Origin of the sequence: Hymenobacter sp. BT18, assembly GCF_012273015.1 — a bacterium.
Lineage (GTDB): Bacteria > Bacteroidota > Bacteroidia > Cytophagales > Hymenobacteraceae > Hymenobacter > Hymenobacter lutimineralis.
The window spans coordinates 2,584,850-2,604,853 of record NZ_CP050954.1; the positions used below are offsets into that span (position 1 = coordinate 2,584,850).

Below are 20,004 nucleotides of genomic sequence, written 5' to 3' on the forward strand. Positions count from 1 at the left end.
GACACGTTCAGTATGACGTTCTGAGGCGCTAAAACTTGTGTTTGCTCACTATGCGCGCCTTAGTGGGGCATGTGGCTGATCTTGGCCTCGTCGAGGTCGAGCTGGGCTTCCTGGTGGCGGAGCATTTCTTCTTCAAACACATCCTCGGCCCGTAGCACAAACAGCTCCTCGCGCTGCACCTGCAGCACGTCCAGCAGCACCTGGTGGTAGCGCTGCAGGGCCTGGCGCTTGTTTTCGTCGTAGTCGAGGGCTTCGAGCAGGTTGCCGGTGCGCTGGGCCTCGGCCTGCATGCGCTGCTGCAGGGCGGCTATCATTTCGTTGGCCTGAATATCGGAGGTGTAGTGCCGGGCCAGGTGGGCTAGGGCCACGTGCCGCAGCCGCAGTCGGATACCGGCTTCCTGCTCGTCGGTGGGCATACGGTCCTCAATGTCGGCCACGCCCGTGAGGCGGATAATGGCCGGCAGGGTGAGGCCCTGAAACACGAGCGTGACCAGAATTACCACGAAGGTGATAAACAGAATGAGGTTGCGCTGCGGAAAGGGTTGCCCGTTGCTCAGCAGCAAAGGCACGGCCAGAGCCGAGGCCAAGGACACCACCCCGCGCATGCCGGCCCACCCGATGATAATGGGGCCCTGCCAGCCGGGGCTGGTTTCCTGGGTGCGGATGCTGCGAAACAGCAGGCGCGGCACAAAGGCGGCCGGAAACATCCACACCAGCCTGATCAGGATAACGATGGCGCTGATGATAAGGCCGTAGCTGATGGCCTGCCCAAGCGAATAGGAGCCCAGCCCGTGCACCGCCACCGGCAGCTCCAGCCCAATGAGAATAAACACCAGCCCATTGAGGGCAAACCCTACGCTGGTCCACACGCTGTTGGCCTGCAGGCGGGTATCGGCATCGAATACCCGATGGGAGTGGTAGGAGAGCATCAGCCCCCCGCTCACCACGGCCAGCACGCCCGAGAAGTGAAATTCCTCGGCCAGCAGGTACATCACGTAAGGGGCAATAAACGTGAGCACCGTATTGATGCTGGGCGTAGTAGGCAGGTACTTGTGAATGAGGTAGAAGCCGTAGCCCACCGCCAGCCCTATAGCCAGCCCCAAGCCGCTGGCCAGCAGAAACGAAGTAGCCGCCTGCTGCCACACAAACGTGCCCGACACCACGGCCGCCAGGGCAAACCGGAAGACAATCAGGGAGCTGGCATCGTTAATCAGGCTTTCCCCCTCCAGGATGCTGGTCACGCGGCGCGGCACCTTGATGCCCTTAAGCACGGAGGTGGCCGCCACGGCATCGGGTGGGGAGATAATGCCGCCCAACAGGAACCCCAGCGCCAGCGTGAAGCCCGGAATCATGGCCCGGCTCACGTAGGCTATGATGATGGAGGTAAAGAACACCAGCCCGAACGCCAGCAGGGCAATAGGGCGTTTCCACCGCCAGAAATCTTTCCAGGAAGTGTCCCAGGCGGCCTGGTAGAGCAGGGGCGGCAGGAAGATGAGGAAGATCAGGTCGGGGTTGATGGTGATGGGCGGCAGCCCCGGCACGAAGCTGAGCGCCAGCCCGGCCAGCACCAGAAAGATGGGGTAGGAGATGCGCAGCTTCTGGCTCAGCATCACGAGCAGCAGCATGGCAAACAGCAGGCCCAGGACCAGAAGTATTGTTTCGTGCAGCGCGGTGTCGTGCATGAGTAAAAAGTAGTTTTAGCGGCGGGCGGCCAGCACCCGCAGCCGGAAGGTAGTGGCTCGATGGTAAAAACGCTATTCCGGGCAGCCCGGCGGCTTCCGTAGGCCCGGGGGCAGGCAATAGACTACGTTTAGGCAACTTGCGCCGAAACCACCAACTACCGCCTAATTTGCGGCGCGCCCCGCCGGTAGCTTCCTGCTGCCGATCAGATTATCCGGGTACTATATGGCCAAAGCAATAAAAGCAATTGAGTGCCCCAAGTGTGGCAGCACGCAGAAGGCCCTGGTGAGCCCCGAGGTGTTCCGCTGCGAGAACTGCGGCACGGAATACTTTCTCGACAACGACGACATCAACATCAACTACACGGTACGGCAGGTAGCGCCGCCCACCGGCCCGGCCCCAAAGCTGCGCGTGCTGGCCGGTGTGGTGGCAGTGGTGGCCTTACTCCTGGTTTTCGGAGTCCGGCAGCTGTTCACCCGGGATGCGCCCCAGCCCGTGTTCGTAGCGTCCGTGCCGGCTGCGCCGGCCGAGGAAGAAAAGAGTAGCAAGTTTAGCTTCAGCAGCCGCGAAGCCCTGCTTTACCTTGCGCCTACGCAGAAGCCCGTGCTCTTCCAGGTGGGCACGCGTAGCTACGACGGCGAAACCCAGGATAGCAGCTACGCGGTGTTTGCCGATGCTACTACCGGGACGGCGCTGAAAAGTGTGCCCGTGCCCATTCCGCCCGGCGCTTCTTCCCCCGATTTCGACCTCAAGCAGTTTTCGAACGGCGACCTGTACCTGATTGCCAACAAAACGGCCGTGTACCGCGTGGACAAAGCCGCCAACAGCCTGAAAGAGGTAACCAAGCCCCTGTTTCAGGGGCAGCCGAAGCTGACCAGCGGCATTGCCACCGTAGAAGCCGGCGACGACGACTACGGCGACTACTTCGCCCTGTTCACCAACGACGGCCGCAACCTGATGTACTTCCCGCTGATTCATCAGGTGTACACCCAGGATGATTTTTACGAGGCCCGGCACGGCTTCAAGACCCTGCAGCCCCGGGCCCCTACCAAGACGGCCTTCATCTTCAGCCGCAAAAGCACCACCTACCCCGAGGATAAAATCCAGCTAATCAAGTACCAGTACCGCGACAATGGCGGCGGGGCCCGGGACCTACCCCGTTTTGAGTGGAGCGACGACTACGGCGGCTCGGGCATTTTCACCGACGCCGACCCGCACGTGAAGCGCCTTATCACGCCCTACGAGCTGAAAGAAGCCCGGGTGCTTTCCTACACCGACTTCACCCCGGGCCGGTTGTACTTCGACCCCAGCCTGCTGTACGCCGACGCCGACTACGTGCTGATTTCATTTAAGCCCACTGCCTCGCCCACCATTCCAGTCTCCGTCCAATGCCTGGATGCCCGCACCGGCGCTATCCGCTTCACCCAGCCCCTGGCGGCGTCCGACAGCCCCGACCGGGCCATCCGCTATGCGCAGGGGTTTGCGCTGCAGGACGGCCGTCAGACGTATACCCTCAGCCTGAGTGGGCAACTCCAGAAATACCCTGAACTTCCGTAGCTATGGCTTTTCGCTTTTTTCGCAACCAGCTGGCCTCCGTCATTGAGTGGGCCAACCCGCAGCCGGGGGTGCTGCTGGCGAAGTTTCCCGCCGAGCACGACGAGCTCAAGAACGCCAGCAAGCTCATCATCGGGCCGGGGCAGGGGGCTTTGCTGGTGTACGAAGGCCGAGTGGCTGATGCGCTGACCACGGAGGGTATCTACAACCTCGAAACGGAGAACACGCCCTTCATTACCACGCTCACCAAGCTGCGCACGGGCTTCGAGAGCGAGCATAAGGTGAAGGTCTACTTCTTCCGGTGGGCCGAAAACGTGAACCAGGGCTGGGGTACCGCCATGCCCATCAAGTACGTGGACCCGGTGTACCAGCTGCCCGTGGAGCTGGGCGCCAACGGCAGCTTTTCCTTTCGCCTCGACGATGGGCAGCGGTTCTTCGCCGAAATAGCCGGCCAGCAGGACCTCTACACCGTGCAGCAGGCCCGGGCGCTGCTGCAAAGCCGTATCCCGTCGGTGCTGGCTACCGTGCTGGCCTCGGCGCAGTTTTCTTACCAGCAGATTGACGCGCACCTCGGCCCGCTCTCGGCTCAGCTCCAGGAACTGCTGATCCCCGAGTTTGCCCGCCTCGGTTGCGCGCTAACGGACTTCCGCATCAACGGCACCGTCTTCGACAAGGCCTCTCAGCAGCGCATTGGCCGCATTTCCGACGTGTCGGCCGACGCCCAGGCCGCCGCCGCCGGGGGGCTCAACTACGCCGAGCTGGAAAAGCTGAAAGCCCTGCGCGACGCGGCCCGCAACGAAAGCGGCTTGGCCGGCGCGGGCCTGCAGCTGGGTGCGGGGGCCGAGCTAGGCCGGGTTTTCGCCACCGAAAAGCAGGAAGCCACCAGCACCCCCACCAGCGTCGACCCGGTGCAGCAGCTCCAGAAGCTCAAGCTCCTGCTCACCGAGGGCATCATCACCCAGGAGGAATTTGACACCAAAAAGAAAGGCTGGCTTGACCAGCTCTAACCCTACTTCCTTATGAAAAAGCTACTGGGCGCGGCCATCGTGCTGCTTTGCCTGACTCTGGCCGTCCTTGGTGTGTTGCGCGTCTGGGGTGTTTCGGTGGTCAGCTCCTCTACGCTGCTCCGTAGCGGCCTCACGCTAGGCATTCTGGCCGCTACCCTAGTGGTGCTGGTTGTCATTCGGTTTGCCTTCTTCTCGAACCCTGCCGCGGGTTACGATGCGCAGCGGGGCAACCGGGCCCATCCCAAGCGGTAGCCAAGTGTCGGCAAGAGCAGTTCAGCACGTACCTTGGGCCTTGCCATGACCGACTTGCCCCACTACCTCACGCGTTTTCGCAAGCTCAAAACCAGTAGGCTGAGTGGGGAGGAAGCACCGTATAAGCCCGCCTTGCTGCTGGCCGTGCTCGAAGGCATCGAAGAAGGCGCTATTCAGGACAACCAGATCATCATTACGCCGGAATTGCTGGCCGCCTTTCAAAGCAACTGCCGCGACCTGAGCGTGTCGGGGCGGTTTCGGGCCAACAACTTTGCCCTGCCGTTCTACCACCTCACCGGCGAGAAGTTCTGGCACCTGCACACCCACTTCGGCCAGCCTCTGGTGCTCACGGCTTCCGGCTCTCCGCGCAGCCTGGGCCACCTGCGCCAGGTAGTAGCCTACGCCGCCCTCGATGAAGCCCTCTGGCGGCTGCTCCAGGACCAGGCCACCCGCCACGTGTTCCGCGACGCCCTGCTGGACCGCTACTTTCCGCAAACCCGCTTCCGTTACCGCCCCACGGCCGGCCCCGAGGCGTTGCAGGCGCTGGGCCGCCAGATGCTGGAGGAGCCGGCCGCTGTCTATCGGACCCATATCAACCTCGCCGATGAAGTAGAAACGGCGGTGCGCAGCGCTGTTTTTAAGCGGGAAGTGCTGCGGGTGTACAACTACACTTGCGCCATTTCGGGGCTGCAGCTCATCAGCACCGGCACCAGCGCCGTCGCGCCCCTGCTCGATGCCTGCCACATTGTACCCTGGTCTATCAGCCACGACGACACCATCGGCAACGGCCTGGCTTTGACGCCCACCCTGCACCGTGCCTTCGACCGCCACCTGCTCCGCATCGACCAGGACTACCGCGTGCGCATAGCGGCCTCCTTCCGCGAGCTGCGTGGTGCCGAGCATGGGCTCCTGCAGTTTGAGGGCCAGCCGCTGCGGCTACCCGAGCGCGCGGAGTGGTGGCCCCGGCGGGAAGGATTTGGAGGCAGGTGAGCTAAAACGACAGAAGGCTACCCCGAGGCCTTTCCTGTATATGATGCTGAAAACGGGCGTTGGTGCTTCACCGGGCTAGCAGCTGCTCGGCTACTTCGCGGCCGGTTTGCATGGCGGCGTTCAGGGAAGGATAGGCCGTGTAGTCGCCGCAGCGGTAGAGCGTATCAGAGAGTCGCAGCGGCTGCCGCGGGGGCTGACCGGCGGGATACACGGGCAGCGCCTGGGGCAGCACGTAGGTGCGCAGGTGCTGCCACTGCAGGGCGTCGGCCCCAAACCAGTCGGCCAATTCCTGGCGCAGCTTTTCCGTGAGGGCCGCCTCGCTCAGCCCATGCTCCCCGTGGGTGCTGACGGATACCAGCGCGGCCCCGGCCGGAGCATACTCGGCGCTGACGTTGGCCGGAAACGCCACGTTGTGCGCTAGAGCATCCGGGGAAGCATTGAGGTGCAAAAGGCGGGTCGGGCCCGAGGGGGTAAAGCCGGGCGCCGCAAAGTACGTGCAGGTGGTTTGCCGCCAGCCAGCCTCGGCGGCGGGCAGCTGGGACAGCAGCTTGCGGGCAGTCTCCCCATCTACGGCCACTACCACGGCAGCAGCTTCCAGGGTTTGGTCGGTCCAGAGGCGCACGGTGGTGCCGTCAATAGCCTCTACGGGCGTATTCAGGCGCACGGTGCCGGCGGGCAGGCGGGCGGCCAGCTGCTCGGGTATCTGCTGCATGCCTAAGGCCGGCACCACAGCCTCGCCCAGGGCAAATTGCTGAAATACGAACTCGAAGAAATTGGCCGCTGTGCTCAGGCCGCGGTCCAGGAATACGCCCCCGAAAAAGGGGCGGAAGAAGTTGATAATCATCTGCTCGCTCCAGCCATAGTGACGCAGAAAGCTCAGGGTATCTACATCGTTGGGCACGGGGCGCTCCAGCAGTTCCTGAGCCGGTACGAGGCTTACGTGGCGGGCCAGGCTGGCAATCCGCACCTTGTCGGGGAGGCTGCCTACCCGGGACGTGAGGGCGGCCAGGGCCCCCGAGGGCTGGCGCAAGGGGTTTAGCAGGGTGGTCTGCTGGCCATCGGGCAGGCGGATGATGGCTCCCGAGCGGAAGGGTTTCAGGTTGAGGGCGCCGTAGTCGAGCAGGCGCTGCACCTCGGGGTAGCGCGTGAGCAGGACCTGAAAGCCGCGGTCGAGGCGGAAGCCTTCGGGCGTCACGTCGGTGCGCACGCGCCCGCCCACAGCGTCGGCGGCTTCCAGCACCAGCACGGGCCGGCCGGCGCGGTGCAGGTAGTTGGCGCAGGTAAGGCCGGCCATGCCAGCGCCGATGATGATGATGGGTTTGTCGGGAGCAGCAGTCATACCTGCCCAAACTGCGAAACCCAACGGAAGGTTGGGCCAACAGGTGTTCACCTCGCCCTGAAAAATCTCCGTGAGAAGCTGCGCCCAAAGGAAGACAGGGCGTGAAAGCCTTGATTAAAAGGGGCGCCTACCCTTCAAACGTCCGCACGGCCTGCACGAAGCGGCGGAGCTTGACGGGGTCGAGGTGGCCGTTGGTACGGATACCGCTGCACACGTCTACGGCGAAGGGGCGCACGGCCGCCAGCGCGTCCTGCACGTTGTCGGGGGTGAGGCCGCCGGCCAGAAACACCGGCATGTTCAGCCCGTCGCGGATGCGCCGACTGATGGCCCAGTTGTGGGTACGGCCGGTGCCGCCCAGCTCCTTCACGGCTAGGCCGGGGTTGCCGCTGTCCAGCAAAATAGCATTCACGTGCGGGGCCACGCGGTGCGCTTCCTCCTCGGCCCGCTCATCTACCACATGGATTACCTGTACCAGTTGAATACCGGGCAAGGCCGTGCGCAGATCCTGGTAGGAGCCCGTGCTGAGGCGGTCTACAATCTGCAAAGTAGAAGTGCCCGTGCGGCACTGATGCGCAATAATGGAGGTCGTATCGGTTTCGCTGGTGAGCAGGAAAGAGCCTACGGCCGGGGGCGTGAGCTGGGCCAGCCGCCGCACCTGGTCGTCGGGCAGGATACCGGGGCCGGAGGGCATGCGGGCTACCAGGCCCAGGGCGTCGGCTCCAGCGGCTACGGCCAGCGCCAGTTCCTGCGGGGTGCTGATGCAGCAGATCTTGATGCGCGGGTGGTAGGTGGGAAGGGCCATAGAGGCGTTGGTACGTAACGGAAAAGCGGGCGTCTAAAACAGCTTGCGCCGCTTCATGATTTTGCGGGTTTTCATGGTGTAGAACTCCGCCACGCCCGCCCGCTTCAGCTGCACCTGCCAAGCCCCCATCACCTGGCCCAGGCGGTAGCCGGTAGCTTGGTCCTGGGGGTATTGTTTTTGAATCAGCGCGTAGTCCGCCATGGCCACGTCCTTGCCCACCTCGCCGTGGCAGCGCAGGCACTGGGCATCGCTGAGCACGATGGGCCGCTGGTAGAAAAACACTTCCGTAGAAGGCCGCCGCACGGTGCGCAGGGTGTCGGGCGTGAGTTCAGCTGCGACCAGCTTGGCTTGGTGCGCGGGGTTGCGGGGCTTAGCGGTTACCCGCCGGGGCACGGCCTCCAGCACCCGCGCCAGCGAATCGACGGCGGCGTAGGTTTCGGGCTGGCAGTACGGGAGGGCTGCCGCTACCCCACCTTCCTGCAGCTTTTGCGCGAGTACGCGGTTCAGCTCCCGGTCGGCGTAGCCCGTGAGGGAGTCGCCGGCCCAGCGGGTGGCACGCAGCAGGTCTTTGGGAAGAATGCGCTTCACCTGCCAGTTCTCGGCTTCCACGGCCAGCTCTTTCGTGTTGCGCAGGTGCTCAATCTGGTCGGGCCGGCAGCCGCTCAGCACGCCACCGGCTACCACCAGAAGGCAGAATAAGAAACGCATAGGCAAAGACGCTAGATCAGGCCGAAAATACTGCTCCCGGCCCGCTCCCCAAAGATAGGGGTAGATCCTGTCAGGCCGTCACTGAGCTTTCCTGGAGCTGGCCCGTTAGGTACTCCCGCAGCTCCTCGTAGGCGGGCGCCAGCACCACACTGCGCTTAGGCTGTTGCATGAGGGTTTGCAGCTCTGCGGGCACGGCCACTTCCCGGCCTGTAGCAGCCTCCACCACGTCGGGGAACTTCACGGGGTGAGCTGTTTCCAGAAAGACCCCCGCCGCCTCGGGGTTGCGGGCCAGGTAATGCTCCAGGGCGAAGTAGGCTACGGCTCCGTGGGGGTCGAGCACGTAGCCCGTTTGCTGATGCACCCGCCGGATGGTAGCCGCCGTTTCGTTGTCCGATACGGAGTAGCCGCTGAGCTTCTCCCGGATGCTGGGGTACTCATTGCCGAACAGCTCCAGAATGCGGCCAAAGTTGCTGGGGTCGCCCACGTCCATGGCGTTGGAGAGGGTGGCTACAGCGGGCTGGGCCGCATACCGGCCCGAGGTAAGATAGGCGGGCACTACGGCATTGGCATTGCAGGCCGCCACAAAGCGCGCTACCGGCAGTCCCGAAACGTGGGCCAGCAAGCCGGCGCAGAGGTTGCCGAAGTTGCCGCTGGGCACGGCCACCACCGGGGGGTTGCCGGTCTGGGCCAGGGCCTGGGCCACGCCGTAGCAGTAGTACACCTGCTGGGGAAGCCACCGTGCCACGTTGATGGAGTTGGCCGAGGTGAAGCGCCGCTGCTGCATGAGCTCCTGGTCGCGGAAGGCCTGCTTTACCAAGCGCTGGCAGTCATCGAAGTTGCCGCGTATTTCCAGGGCCGTTACGTTCTGGCCCAGGGCCGTAAGCTGCTGCTCCTGCACGGGACTCACCCGCCCCGAGGGATACAGAATAACTACTTCTACGCCCGGCACGCCCAGAAAGCCACTGGCTACGGCCCCGCCCGTGTCGCCGGAAGTAGCCACCAGCACCGTTACGGGTCGGGTTTCACTGCGGGAGAAGTAGCCCAGGCAGCGGCTCATAAAGCGGGCCCCCACGTCCTTGAACGCCAGCGTGGGCCCGTGAAACAGCTCCAGGGCGCTGATGCCGTTGGCCACGGGCACCAGCGGAAACGGGAAGTTCACCGTTTCGGCGCAGATGCAGCGCAACTCCGCCTCCGGAATAGCCTCGCCCACGTAGGGTGCCAGCACGGTGTAGGCAACCTCCGCCGGTTCCAGATGCGGGAGCTGCTCCACAAAGCCCGCCGGAAACTGCGGAATGGTTTCGGGGAAATACAGGCCGCCATCCGGGGCCTGCCCGGCAATGGTAGCAGTCCGGAAGTCCACGGTTTCAGACTGGCGGTTGAGGCTGTAGTAGCGCATGCTGGTTGAGGTTAGTCGTTTCTATTCGTTTGTTTTCTGTCATCCTGAGCTTGCGAAGGACCTTATGACCGTCGAACGAGCCCAGCTCAAGCGTTTTTAGCCCGCAGAAGCCGCAGCGGTTTGCGCAGAGGGCGCAGAGCACGCTAGGATCCTGCTGAGGCTTAGGAATCAAGGGTTATTCACGATCTGGCAGCCGTGGGGGTTGATGCTCGTCAGGTAGATATGATGTTCCAGCCCCAGACGCTGGTAGGTTGCGCGCATCACCGCTTCCACGGCTTGGGCCGTGGCCTCATCCTGGCTGAGCATGAACAGAGAAGGCCCCGAGCCGGAAATGCCCCCGCCCAGCGCTCCTGCGGCCCGACTGCCTTCTTTCACCTCCCGGAACCCCGGAATGAGGATGCTGCGCACAGGCTCCACAATCACGTCTTCGAGGGAGCGGCCGATGAGGGCGTAGTCGTGCTTGAGCAGGCCGGCCACCAGCCCGCCCACGTTGCCCCACTGCCGGATGGCGTCCTGCAAACTCACCTGCCGCTTCAGAATCTGGCGAGCATCGGAGGTCTTCACCTCAATCTGTGGGTGCACCACCGTCACGAACAGGGGCGGAGCGTCGAGCGGCACCACGTCGGGTGTGGGCGTGGTCGACCGAATCAGGGTGACGCCCCCGTAAATGCCGGGCGCAATGTTGTCGGCGTGGCGCACCCCGGAGGCTACTTCCTCCCCATACATGGCAAACTCCACCAGCTCGGCCTTGCTGAACCGCTCGTGCAAAAGGCGGTTCAGGCCCACCACGGCCCCGGCGGCGCTGGCGGCGCTGCTGCCAATACCGCTGCCCGGCCGGATGGCTTTCCGAATCCGCACTTCCACGCCCAGCGGCTCGGGCACGGCCCGCAGCATGGCCAGCAGCGCCGCCCCGGCCACGTTGCGCGTAGGCTCCGTGGGCAGGCCAAAGTCGTCGTCGTTGATGATGACGACGCCGGGCTGCTCGGTCAGGCGCAGGCGCATTTCGTCGTTGGGGGCGGCCAGCGCAAACCCCAGCACGTCGAACCCGCATACCACGTTGGCCACGGTGGCGGGAGCAAGCACGGTAACGGTTTCAGGAGAAAAAGGCATGTAGCAAATCTGAAATAGCGTGTTTGGGGGCTTATAAAAATGACGTTTTCGTCATGCTGAGCTTGTCGAAGCATCTCTACCGCTTCGTTGAATTACGACCGCAACGAAGCGGTAGAGATGCTTCGACAAGCTCAGCATGACAACTCCCAAGCATGCTCTAACTCTGCACGGCGCGGAGTACGTCGGCAAACACGCCCGAGGCAGTTACCTCGGCCCCGGCCCCAGCGCCTTTGATGACAAGTGGCTGCTCTACGTAGCGGTTGGTGTAAAACAGTACGGCGTTGTCCTTGCCTTGCAGGGAGTATAAATCGTGGCTGGGCGGCAGGGCCTGCAGGCCGACGCGGGCCTGCCCATCGGCGAAGCTGGCCACAAAGCGCAGCTTCTTGCCTTCGGCTGCCGCCGCATCAAACAGGCCCCGGAAGTGGGGCTCGTGCACGGCCAGTTGCTCGTAGAACGCCGGTACGTCGCCTTCCAGGCACGAGGCCGGCAGGAAAGACTCGTTGGCTACCTCGCTCATCTCCAGCGGGTGGCCGGCCTCGCGGGCCAGGATCAGGATTTTGCGGGCCACGTCTACGCCCGTGAGGTCGAGGCGCGGGTCGGGCTCGGTATAGCCCTCGTCCTGGGCCTGGCGCACCACCTCCGCGAAGGGCCGCGTGCCGTCGTAGTTGTTGAACACGAAGTTGAGCGTACCCGACAGCACCGCCTGCATGCGCTGTACCTCGTCGCCGCTGCGCAGCAGGTCGCCCAGGGTACCAATAATGGGCAAACCAGCGCCCACGTTCGTTTCGAACAGGAAGTGGGTGTTGAACTCCTGGGCCAGGGACTTCAGATGGGCGTAGCTCTGGTACTCCGAGGAAGCCGCTACCTTGTTGCAGGCCACTACGGCCACGCTTTTCGCCAGCAGCCCGGCGTATACCTGGGCCACATCGGCGCTGGCCGTCACGTCCACAAACACGGTATTACGCAGGTTCAAGGCCAGCAACTGCTCGGTGAAAGTCGTCAGGTTTAACGCCTGCCCACCTTCCAGCGCGGCCTGCCAGTTGCTGAGGTCGATGCCTTCTTCGTCGAGCACGAACTGCTTGCTGGTCGCCAGGCCCACCACGCGCAGGTTCAGGCGCAGCTTTTCCAGCAACCAGGGTTGTTGCCGATTCAACTGTTCCAGGAGCTTGCGGCCCACGTTGCCCACGCCCGTCACCACCACGTTCACCTGGCGGGCCGTGGCTTCGAAGAAGCTTTCATGCAGCACGTTAATGGCTTTGCGCACATCCTGCTGCCGGATGACGGTGGAAATATTCTTCTCCGAGGAGCCCTGGGCAATGGCGCGGATATTGACCCCGTTCTGGCCCAGCGCCGCAAACATGCGCCCACTGATGCCGGGGTGGTTTTTCATTTGCTCGCCCACCAGGGCCACAATGGCTAAGTCGTCTTCCCGGTACAGCGGGTCGAGGCGGCCGGCCTGAATTTCGGGCGCAAACTCCTCGTCGGCGGCCTGCTGGGCGCGGGCGGCTTCTGGGGCACTTACGGCCACGCAGATGGAGTGCTCAGAAGAGCTTTGGGTAATGAGAATCACGTTGACCTGCTCCCGAGCCAGGGCCGCAAACAGCCGCCGCGAAAAGCCCGGAATGCCCACCATGCCGCTGCCTTCGAGCCGCAGCAAAGCCACCGGGCCAATGCTCGACAATCCCCGCACAAAGGCGTGGTTGGCGGGCGGCCCCACTTCTACCAGCGTGCCGGCATCTTCGGGGGCAAAGGTGTTCTTGATCCAGAGCGGAATACCCTGGCGCATCACCGGCTGGATGGTGGGCGGGTACAGCACTTTGGCGCCAAAGTGCGAGAGTTCCATGGCTTCCTGGTAGGAGATGCGCGGGATGGGGCGGGCAGCGCGCACCAAGCGTGGGTCAGCCGTCATCATGCCGCTCACGTCGGTCCAGATTTCCAGCTGCGTGGCGCTGAGGGCGCCGGCAAAGATGGCGGCAGTATAGTCGGAGCCGCCCCGGCCCAGCGTGGTGGTGCTGCCATCGGGGGCCGAGGAGATAAAGCCCGGGGCTACGTAGAGCGGGGCCCCGGCCTGCTGCACGGCGGCCTGGATACGGTCGTTGGTGGCGGCAAAGTCCACGGCGGCGTGGCCGTAGCGGGCGTCGGTGCGAATCAGCTGGCGGCTGTCCAGCCACTGATGGGCGGCCCCGCGGGCACCCAGCCCGGCCGCTACCACCTTCGAGGAAAGCAGCTCCCCGTAGCTTACCAGCTTGTCGAGAGTGCGGTTGGACAGCTCGCCCAAGGCAAAAATTCCGTCGCAGAGGCTTTCCAGCTCGTTGCAGTGAGTTTTCACCACGCTCAGCACCGCGCTCTGCCCCGTGATGGGTAGCAGCTCGCGCACCACGGCCAGGTGGCGCTGCTCCAGTTCCTGCAGCAGCTCCCGGTACGTGGCATCGGCGGCGGCGGCGCGGCGGCCGGCCCCAATGAGGGCATCCGTTACGCCGCCCAGCGCCGATACCACCACCACGGCGGGCTGCTGCCGGGCAGCCGCTTCGGCCAGGTCCAGTACCCGTCCGATGTTTGCGGCATTGGCTACCGATGAGCCCCCAAATTTCAAAACCTGCATAGCCTGTGCATTCATTAAGTAGACAAGAAAAAACCCGCTTCACTCGGTGGCTTCTCAGGAGAAGCGTACCGGCGAGGCGGGCGGCGAATCAAGGGTGAAAGAGGATTCCGCGGCCCGCTAGCGGGTTGTAATCACGGTTGCCCCGGTACCAATCTGCGTGATTGGCAGTGCGTGGAAGAAAGCCTTGGTAGCACGAAGCAGGGCCATGAGCGCGGAGTAGATGGCCGCAAAGTAGAAACTTTTCGAAACGGCAATGGCTTTCGTATAAAATTATCTACGATTTCTACCGCCCTCTTTACGGCGCGTTTTGCCCCATGTGCTCCGCCCCGCCGAAATGCTGGGTTTAGGCTTCCAGGTTGATAATCAGCGGGTAGGTGGTGAACCGCGCCGGAAGCTGACAGTGTTTGGCCGGGTAGCGCAATTACTATGGCTACGCCGCAGCGCCAGGTTTTATCGGTGGGCCGCCTTGGGGTTTAGGGCCGGGCAGCCACTTAGCAATCAGGTGCTTCCACGGCATTTATCGTCGGCGGCGTTTGCGTACCTTTGCACTCCCAATACATTTCTGAAGTAAGATGCTAGACAAACTGGAGGCCATTCAACGGCGCTTTGAGGACGTGAGTGAGCAACTCACCCAGCCCGACGCCATGAGCGACATGAAGCGCTTTAAGGCCCTCAATAAAGAGTACAAGGACCTGGGCAAAATCGTGACCGAATACAAGGCCTACCAGAACGTGCTGGCCAACATCGACAACGCCAAGGAGGTCATTGCCACGGAAAAAGACGAGGACTTCCGCCAGATGGCCAAGGATGAGCTGGAAACGCTCTACCCCGAGCAGGAGCGCCTGGAAGTCGTTATCAAGGAACTGCTGATTCCCAAGGACCCCAACGACAGCAAGGACGTTATCATGGAAATCCGGGCCGGGGCCGGGGGCGACGAGGCTGCCATCTTCGCCGGCGACCTGCAGCGCATGTACATGCGCTACGCCGAGCGCAACGGCCTGAAAATGGATTTGATTGACGCCACCGAAGGTACCAGCGGGGGGTACAAGGAAATTATCCTGGCCGTGAAGGGCGAGGATGTGTACGGCAAGCTCAAGTTTGAATCGGGCGTGCATCGCGTGCAGCGCGTACCGGCCACCGAAACCCAGGGCCGTATCCATACTTCGGTAGCCTCTATCGTGGTGATGCCGGAAGCCGAGGAGCTGGACGTGCAGATCGACATGAACGACGTGCGCAAGGACCTGTTTATGTCGTCGGGCCCCGGTGGGCAGTCGGTAAACACTACCTACTCGGCCGTGCGCCTCACCCACTTGCCTACCGGTCTGGTGGCTCAGTGCCAGGACCAGAAGTCCCAGCTTAAAAACTTCGACAAGGCCCTGCAGGTACTTCGCTCGCGCCTCTACGAAATCGAGCTGGCGAAAAAGAACGAAGCCGAAGGTGCCCAGCGTAAGAGCATGATTGGCGGCGGCGACCGGTCGGACAAAATCCGCACCTACAACTACCCCCAGGGCCGCGTGACGGACCACCGCATTGGCTTCACGGTGTACAACCTGGCCAGCGTGATGGAAGGCAACATCGACGAGTTTGTGGAGCAGCTGCGCCTGGCCGAAAGCGCCGAGCGTCTGCAGGAAGGCGTAGGCTAACCGCACTAACTGTTAGCTTCACCACGTTTGTCATGCTGAGCGGAGTCGAAGCATTTCTCCCGCTTCGTTGAACAATTCAAACGAAGCGGGAGAAATGCTTCGACTCCGCTCAGCATGACGCTTTTTATACGATTGTCTGCTATGCGCTTTCTGCTCCCTTTCCTTTTGATTCTCTCGGCGGCGGCCACGCTGCTGCCCGGCTGTGAGCCTAAGGAAGACCTGCTCACCACGGACCGCAGCGCCAAGCTGGAGTTTTCGACGGATACTGTGCTGTTTGATACCGTTTTTACGCAAGTAGGCACCGTGTCGAAGCGGCTGTGGGTGTACAACCGCAATGCCCGCGCCGTGCGCGTGGAGCAGCTGCGCTTGGCCGGTAAAGCGCCCGGTACTTACTCGCTCATCATCAACGGCGACGACCAGCCCACGGCCGATGGCCTGGAAATCCGGGGCAAGGACAGCGTGCAAATTTTGGTGAAGGCCGTGCTGGGTCAGGTGGCCAAGGACAAGCCTTTTCTGGTAGAAGACGAGTTGCAGTTCCTCACCAATGGCAATGAGCAGCAGGTGAAGCTGGTGGCCTACGGGCAGAACGCCTACTTCCACACCGAAGAAACCCTGAAGTGCGAGGAGGTGTGGCGTAACGATAAGCCCCACGTCATCTTCGGCTACGCACTGGTAGACAAAGACTGCCGCCTGACCATCGAAGCCGGCACGCGCGTGTACAGCCATGCCGGCGCGGCCCTGGTGGTGCGCGGGCAGCTGCGCATCAACCCCGACTTGCAGCCTACCGCCGAGCTCAAGCCCAACGATCCGCGCTTCGTGCGCTTTCAGGCCGACCGCCTGGAGCCCTTCTACAACGACATCCCGGGCCAGTGGGCCGGTATTCAGCTCGACGCCAGCAGCCACGACAACGTGGTGCGCTACACCGAAATCAAGAATGCCGCCTTTGGGCTGGTGGTCTTGAACCTCGAAAACGCCGCGCCGCGCCCAGGGGTGCTGGTAGAGAACAGCATCATCAAGAACATATCGGCGGCCTCGCTGCAGTTTGGCAGCACTACAGCGCCATTCGGCGGCGGCATCCTCAGCTTTTCCGGCGACGTGACGGTGAACAACAGCCTGTTTACCAACTGTGGGGAGTTTGCGGTAGCAGGCTTCCAGGGTGGCAAGTACGTGCTGCGCCACTGCACCGTGGCCAACTATACGCCCCAGTTCAACCGCCGTGAAACGTCCTCGCTCACCTTCTCCGACGAGCTGCCGGTGCAGAGTCCGCCGCGGCGCGTGAGTCCCGAGGTGTCGGTGCAGAACAGCATCGTGTGGGGCTCCTTCGATGATGAGCTGTTCTTTCAGAACGCCGAGCGGTACCTGGGCGCCATCAGCGTGACGAACAGCCTGCTGCGCACGAAAGCCTATAGCGGGGCGGCCAATACGGCCACCAAACCCGGGCTAAATAACCAGGGCAATGTCCTGAACCAGGACCCGAAGTTTAAGCTGACGTACCTGAACAGCACCCCGGATAAGTATGATTTCCGGCTCGACACGCTTTCCCCGGCCAGCAACAAGGCCGTGTCGCTACCCGGTCTGGAGTACGACCTGCTGCACGTGCTGCGCGACCCGGCCACGCCGGACATGGGCGCTTACGAGCGGAAAAACAAGTAAGCTCATGATCTTCATTCAGAAACGACTGCGCCTGCCGGCCGTGCGCCGGGGCTTCCACCTGATTACCGATCTGCTGGTGGCCGAGCTGCCCGAGCTGGAGCAGCTGCAGGTGGGCACGGCGCATTTCTTCATTCAGCATACTTCCGCCAGCTTAAGTATCAACGAAAACGCCGACCCCACCGTGCGTCACGACTTTGAGGCGTTTTTCAACCGCGTGGTGCCCGAAAACGCGCCCTACTTCCAGCACACCCAGGAAGGCCCCGACGATATGCCGGCCCACCTCAAAGCCAGTTTGCTGGGCCATGCCGTGAGTGTGCCCATCAGCCGGGGCGAGTTGGCGCTGGGTACCTGGCAGGGCATTTATCTAGGGGAGCACCGCAACCACGGCGGCCGCCGCTGGGTGGTGGCTACGTTGATGGGAAAGTAGCTCACTAATAGCACCGCGCAAGGCTATGGCGCGGCTAAATGCTTTGTTTCCAGTGGGCCGCTTGCGGCAGGTTTCCGTATAGAGGCAACCATCTACTGGTTTGCTAATGCTTCCTTCCCTGTTTTCGTCTGCTAAAGCTGCTCTCAGCGCTGCCATCTATGCGGCTTTGCTGTTGAGTGCATGCAGCGCAACGCCAGCGGAGGAAGAAGTTGCGAAGAATGTTGTGCGCAAGTCGGCCGTGGCTCGTCGGGTAATACCGCCAGCTGTTCCGGCAGCTTTACCTACCCGCACGTTACGCATCACCAACGATACGCTGGCTGGTGACCCATTCGGGCAGGAACTGACGGTGGAACAATTGGTAGCGGCCGGGGCCCGGGTAACCACCCGCAAGCCTTTTCAGAACCGCCATGTGTCCGGTCAAACCGACACCATCGTGGTGCTGCGCCACCAGGGAAACGTATTCGAGTTTTACCGTACTCCAGAGAAGGACTTGCTGCAGGATGCTAGCGTCACCAACTTCCAGCCTGCCTACGGTCAGCGCTTGAAACGCCGCCTACAAAAGGCCCACCGTGCCGGCCGCCAATCTATCGACAAGGTCCGAATCGGGGATACGGAGCGGGCCAACTACGTGTCGGTGACCTTTCAGCAGGGCCGCCTGAGCGCTGTGCATGTAGAACCCTACGTGGATTGACTATACGAAGCTACTGCACCCGGCTGCTCACGGCGTACCGCACCGAGTCGAACAGTACTAGCTTCTGCACGCCATTTACCCGGTAGCTGGCTACCTGACCATTCTGGCAGCGCAGTTCTATAGTTTTATTGGAATACACCAGCGGGTTGTCCTGGGTGATGACGGCTTCCACGGCCACCACCTGCTGACCACTGGATAGCACAGTAAGCTGCCGTACCGGGTGCTCAATACCCGGTCGGCGCTGGTAGCGGCGTCGCAGAATGCCATTTTCCACGGTAGAGTCAACGGTATACGCGCCGCGCAACGCAGGCTTGGTGATATCAGCCTGCTGGAAAATCTGTAGCTCCTTGCTCCAGTCCAGTTGTTTTACCTGGGTTGTTTCCTGGCCGCCCGTGCGCAGGCGCACCTGCTTAGTAACGCCGGGCTGCCGTTGGTTAAGCTGTTTGGCTTGCTCTTCCAGAAAGGAGTTCAGAGCAAAGTAGCGGGAGCGGGGCGCGGGCTGGCCGGGCGTAGTTCCCATATCGGAACTGCACGCCGCAGCCAGCCACACCAAGCCCAGCAGCCAGGCCTTACGCATTCGGGCTGGTCTGGGGTTGAAGCAAACTTACGCCGCCCATTTCCTGGGGCTGCGGCAGGCCCATCAGCTGCAATACCGTGGGGGCAATGTCGCCGAGCTTACCATCATTCAGCTTGCCGCGGTAGTCGTTGTCGGCCAGGATGCAGGGCACCAGGTTGGTGGTGTGCGCGGTGTTGGGCGTGCCGTCGGGGTTCACCATCATATCGGCGTTGCCATGGTCGGCAATGATGATACAGGCATAGTTGCTGGCCAGGGCCGTTTCCACCACGTCGCGGGTGCAGGCATCCACGGTTTCCACGGCCTTCACGGCGGCTTCAAACACGCCGGTGTGGCCCACCATGTCGGGGTTGGCGAAGTTCAGCACCACGAAGTCCGCCGATTTGGCTTGCAGCTCCGGCACCAGGGCGTCGCGGAGCTCGTAGGCACTCATTTCGGGCTGCAGGTCGTAGGTAGCCACCTTCGGGGAGGCGCGCATAATGCGGGTTTCGCCCTCAAACTCTACCTCGCGGCCACCCGAGAAGAAAAATGTAACGTGCGGATACTTCTCCGTCTCGGCCATACGAATCTGCTTTTTGCCATTGGCCGCCAGCACTTCGCCCAGGGTCTGGTCGAGGTTGTCCTTCTCAAAAATCGGCGTGACGCCCACAAACGTGGCGTCGTAGTTTGTCATGGTCAGGTAGTGCAGGTTCAGCCGGTGCATGTTGAAGGCGTGAAAATCCTGCTGCGTAAGGGCCTGCGTGATTTCGCGGCCCCGGTCGGTGCGGAAGTTAAAGCACAGCACCACGTCGCCTTCCTGAATGGTAGCCAGCGGCAGCCCGTCGGCGCCCACCTTCACAATGGGCTTCATGAACTCGTCGGTCAGGCCCGCCTTGTACGAGTCGAGCATGCTCTGGATCAGGTTCTGGGAAGGCGTGCCCTTGCCGTTCACCAGCAGGTCGTAGGCTTCCTTTACCCGCTCCCAGCGGTTGTCGCGGTCCATGGCATAGTAGCGCCCCACAATAGACGCAATTTTGCCGCTGGCCCCGCGCTGCAGGTGCTGCTCCAGGTCGTTTACGTAGCTCACGCCGCCCTTGGGGTCGGTGTCGCGGCCATCGGTGAAGGCGTGGATAAACACGTTGTGCACGTCGGCGTCGTGGGCCAGGGTGCACAGGGCTTTCAGGTGCTCGATGTGGGAGTGCACGCCCCCGTCCGACAGCAGCCCGATGTAATGGACGTTCTTGCCGTTGGTGCGGGCGTAGTCGAAAGCTTTGGTGAGAGCGGGCATGGAGCCCAGCTTCCGCTCCCGGATGGCTTTATTGATGCGCACCAGGTCCTGGTACACCACGCGGCCGGCCCCAATGTTCATGTGGCCTACCTCGGAGTTGCCCATCTGCCCATCTGGCAGGCCTACGGCCTCGCCCGAGGCTTGCAGCTTGCTGTGCGAAAACCGCTGAAACAAGGAATCAACGTACGGCGTGTGTGCTTTTGCAATGGCCGAAACCTCCGGGTTCGTGCCCAGGCCCCACCCGTCCAGAATTACCAACAGTACCTGTTTATTCATGCTGCAAAGATAGCGGGGCGTGCTGAACCGCGC

Annotated in this window: 17 protein-coding genes; 8 read left to right on the forward strand and 9 right to left on the reverse strand. The window is 62.5% G+C overall.

Annotation, left to right across the window (positions count from 1 at the left end; translation table 11 throughout):
- Window positions 1-59: 59 nt before the first annotated feature.
- Window positions 60-1,682 carry a Na+/H+ antiporter gene (locus HER32_RS10875; protein ID WP_168681891.1) on the reverse strand — a complete coding sequence of 541 codons (1,623 nt, stop codon included), beginning with the start codon at window positions 1,680-1,682 and terminating at the stop codon, window positions 60-62.
- Window positions 1,683-1,905: 223 nt separating this feature from the next.
- Here HER32_RS10875 and HER32_RS10880 point away from each other — a divergent pair, with 223 nt between their 5' ends.
- The 4 genes from HER32_RS10880 to HER32_RS10895 are packed head-to-tail and all read left to right on the forward strand — an operon-like array spanning window position 1,906 to window position 5,483.
- Window positions 1,906-3,237 carry a hypothetical protein gene (locus HER32_RS10880; RefSeq protein WP_168681892.1) on the forward strand — a complete coding sequence of 444 codons (1,332 nt, stop codon included), beginning with the start codon at window positions 1,906-1,908 and terminating at the stop codon, window positions 3,235-3,237.
- A gap of 2 nt (window positions 3,238-3,239) precedes the next feature.
- Window positions 3,240-4,241 (forward strand): SPFH domain-containing protein, encoded by a 1,002-nt coding sequence (locus HER32_RS10885; protein WP_168681893.1) that lies wholly within the window; start codon window positions 3,240-3,242, stop codon window positions 4,239-4,241.
- A 12-nt stretch (window positions 4,242-4,253) separates the two neighbouring features.
- Window positions 4,254-4,493 (forward strand): hypothetical protein, encoded by a 240-nt coding sequence (locus tag HER32_RS10890; protein WP_168681894.1) that lies wholly within the window; start codon window positions 4,254-4,256, stop codon window positions 4,491-4,493.
- A 45-nt stretch (window positions 4,494-4,538) separates the two neighbouring features.
- A complete protein-coding gene (locus tag HER32_RS10895) occupies window positions 4,539-5,483 on the forward strand; it encodes an HNH endonuclease (RefSeq protein WP_168681895.1) in 945 nt (314 codons plus the stop codon).
- Window positions 5,484-5,550: 67 nt separating this feature from the next.
- On the opposite strand, the gene HER32_RS10900 is transcribed toward HER32_RS10895, so the two are convergent.
- From HER32_RS10900 to thrA, 6 genes are all read right to left on the reverse strand, one after another.
- A complete protein-coding gene (locus tag HER32_RS10900; RefSeq protein WP_168681896.1) occupies window positions 5,551-6,822 on the reverse strand; it encodes a protoporphyrinogen/coproporphyrinogen oxidase in 1,272 nt (423 codons plus the stop codon).
- 127 nt (window positions 6,823-6,949) lie between these two features.
- On the reverse strand, window positions 6,950-7,624 hold the full coding sequence (locus tag HER32_RS10905) for a phosphoribosylanthranilate isomerase (protein WP_168681897.1): 675 nt from the start codon (window positions 7,622-7,624) through the stop codon (window positions 6,950-6,952).
- A 33-nt stretch (window positions 7,625-7,657) separates the two neighbouring features.
- Window positions 7,658-8,332 carry a DUF3365 domain-containing protein gene (locus HER32_RS10910; protein ID WP_168681898.1) on the reverse strand — a complete coding sequence of 225 codons (675 nt, stop codon included), beginning with the start codon at window positions 8,330-8,332 and terminating at the stop codon, window positions 7,658-7,660.
- A gap of 70 nt (window positions 8,333-8,402) precedes the next feature.
- The gene (gene thrC, locus HER32_RS10915) at window positions 8,403-9,728 is read right to left on the reverse strand and encodes a threonine synthase (RefSeq protein WP_168681899.1); all 1,326 of its coding nucleotides are present in this window, start codon (window positions 9,726-9,728) and stop codon (window positions 8,403-8,405) included.
- Between the two features lie 168 nt (window positions 9,729-9,896).
- Complete coding sequence (locus HER32_RS10920) at window positions 9,897-10,838, reverse strand: homoserine kinase (RefSeq protein WP_168681900.1); 942 nt, start codon at window positions 10,836-10,838, stop codon at window positions 9,897-9,899.
- Between the two features lie 157 nt (window positions 10,839-10,995).
- Entirely contained in the window at window positions 10,996-13,440 is a 2,445-nt protein-coding gene (gene thrA / locus HER32_RS10925) for a bifunctional aspartate kinase/homoserine dehydrogenase I (protein ID WP_168681901.1), read from the reverse strand.
- A 572-nt stretch (window positions 13,441-14,012) separates the two neighbouring features.
- On the opposite strand from thrA, the gene prfA reads away from it, so the two are divergent.
- From prfA to HER32_RS10945, 4 genes are all read left to right on the forward strand, one after another.
- Entirely contained in the window at window positions 14,013-15,083 is a 1,071-nt protein-coding gene (gene prfA, locus HER32_RS10930; protein WP_168681902.1) for a peptide chain release factor 1, read from the forward strand.
- Window positions 15,084-15,224: 141 nt separating this feature from the next.
- Window positions 15,225-16,736 carry a right-handed parallel beta-helix repeat-containing protein gene (locus HER32_RS10935; RefSeq protein WP_168681903.1) on the forward strand — a complete coding sequence of 504 codons (1,512 nt, stop codon included), beginning with the start codon at window positions 15,225-15,227 and terminating at the stop codon, window positions 16,734-16,736.
- Window positions 16,737-16,740: 4 nt separating this feature from the next.
- Window positions 16,741-17,163: a secondary thiamine-phosphate synthase enzyme YjbQ gene (locus HER32_RS10940; RefSeq protein ID WP_197748832.1), complete on the forward strand. Its 423-nt coding sequence runs from the start codon at window positions 16,741-16,743 to the stop codon at window positions 17,161-17,163.
- A gap of 106 nt (window positions 17,164-17,269) precedes the next feature.
- Entirely contained in the window at window positions 17,270-17,854 is a 585-nt protein-coding gene (locus HER32_RS10945; protein ID WP_168681904.1) for a hypothetical protein, read from the forward strand.
- A gap of 10 nt (window positions 17,855-17,864) precedes the next feature.
- Here the strand turns inward: HER32_RS10945 and HER32_RS10950 are convergent, their stop codons facing one another.
- Window positions 17,865-18,431 carry a hypothetical protein gene (locus tag HER32_RS10950; RefSeq protein ID WP_168681905.1) on the reverse strand — a complete coding sequence of 189 codons (567 nt, stop codon included), beginning with the start codon at window positions 18,429-18,431 and terminating at the stop codon, window positions 17,865-17,867.
- Entirely contained in the window at window positions 18,424-19,971 is a 1,548-nt protein-coding gene (gpmI, locus tag HER32_RS10955; protein ID WP_168681906.1) for a 2,3-bisphosphoglycerate-independent phosphoglycerate mutase, read from the reverse strand. The genes HER32_RS10950 and gpmI overlap by 8 nt, the downstream gene beginning before the upstream one ends.
- Window positions 19,972-20,004: the final 33 nt, after the last annotated feature.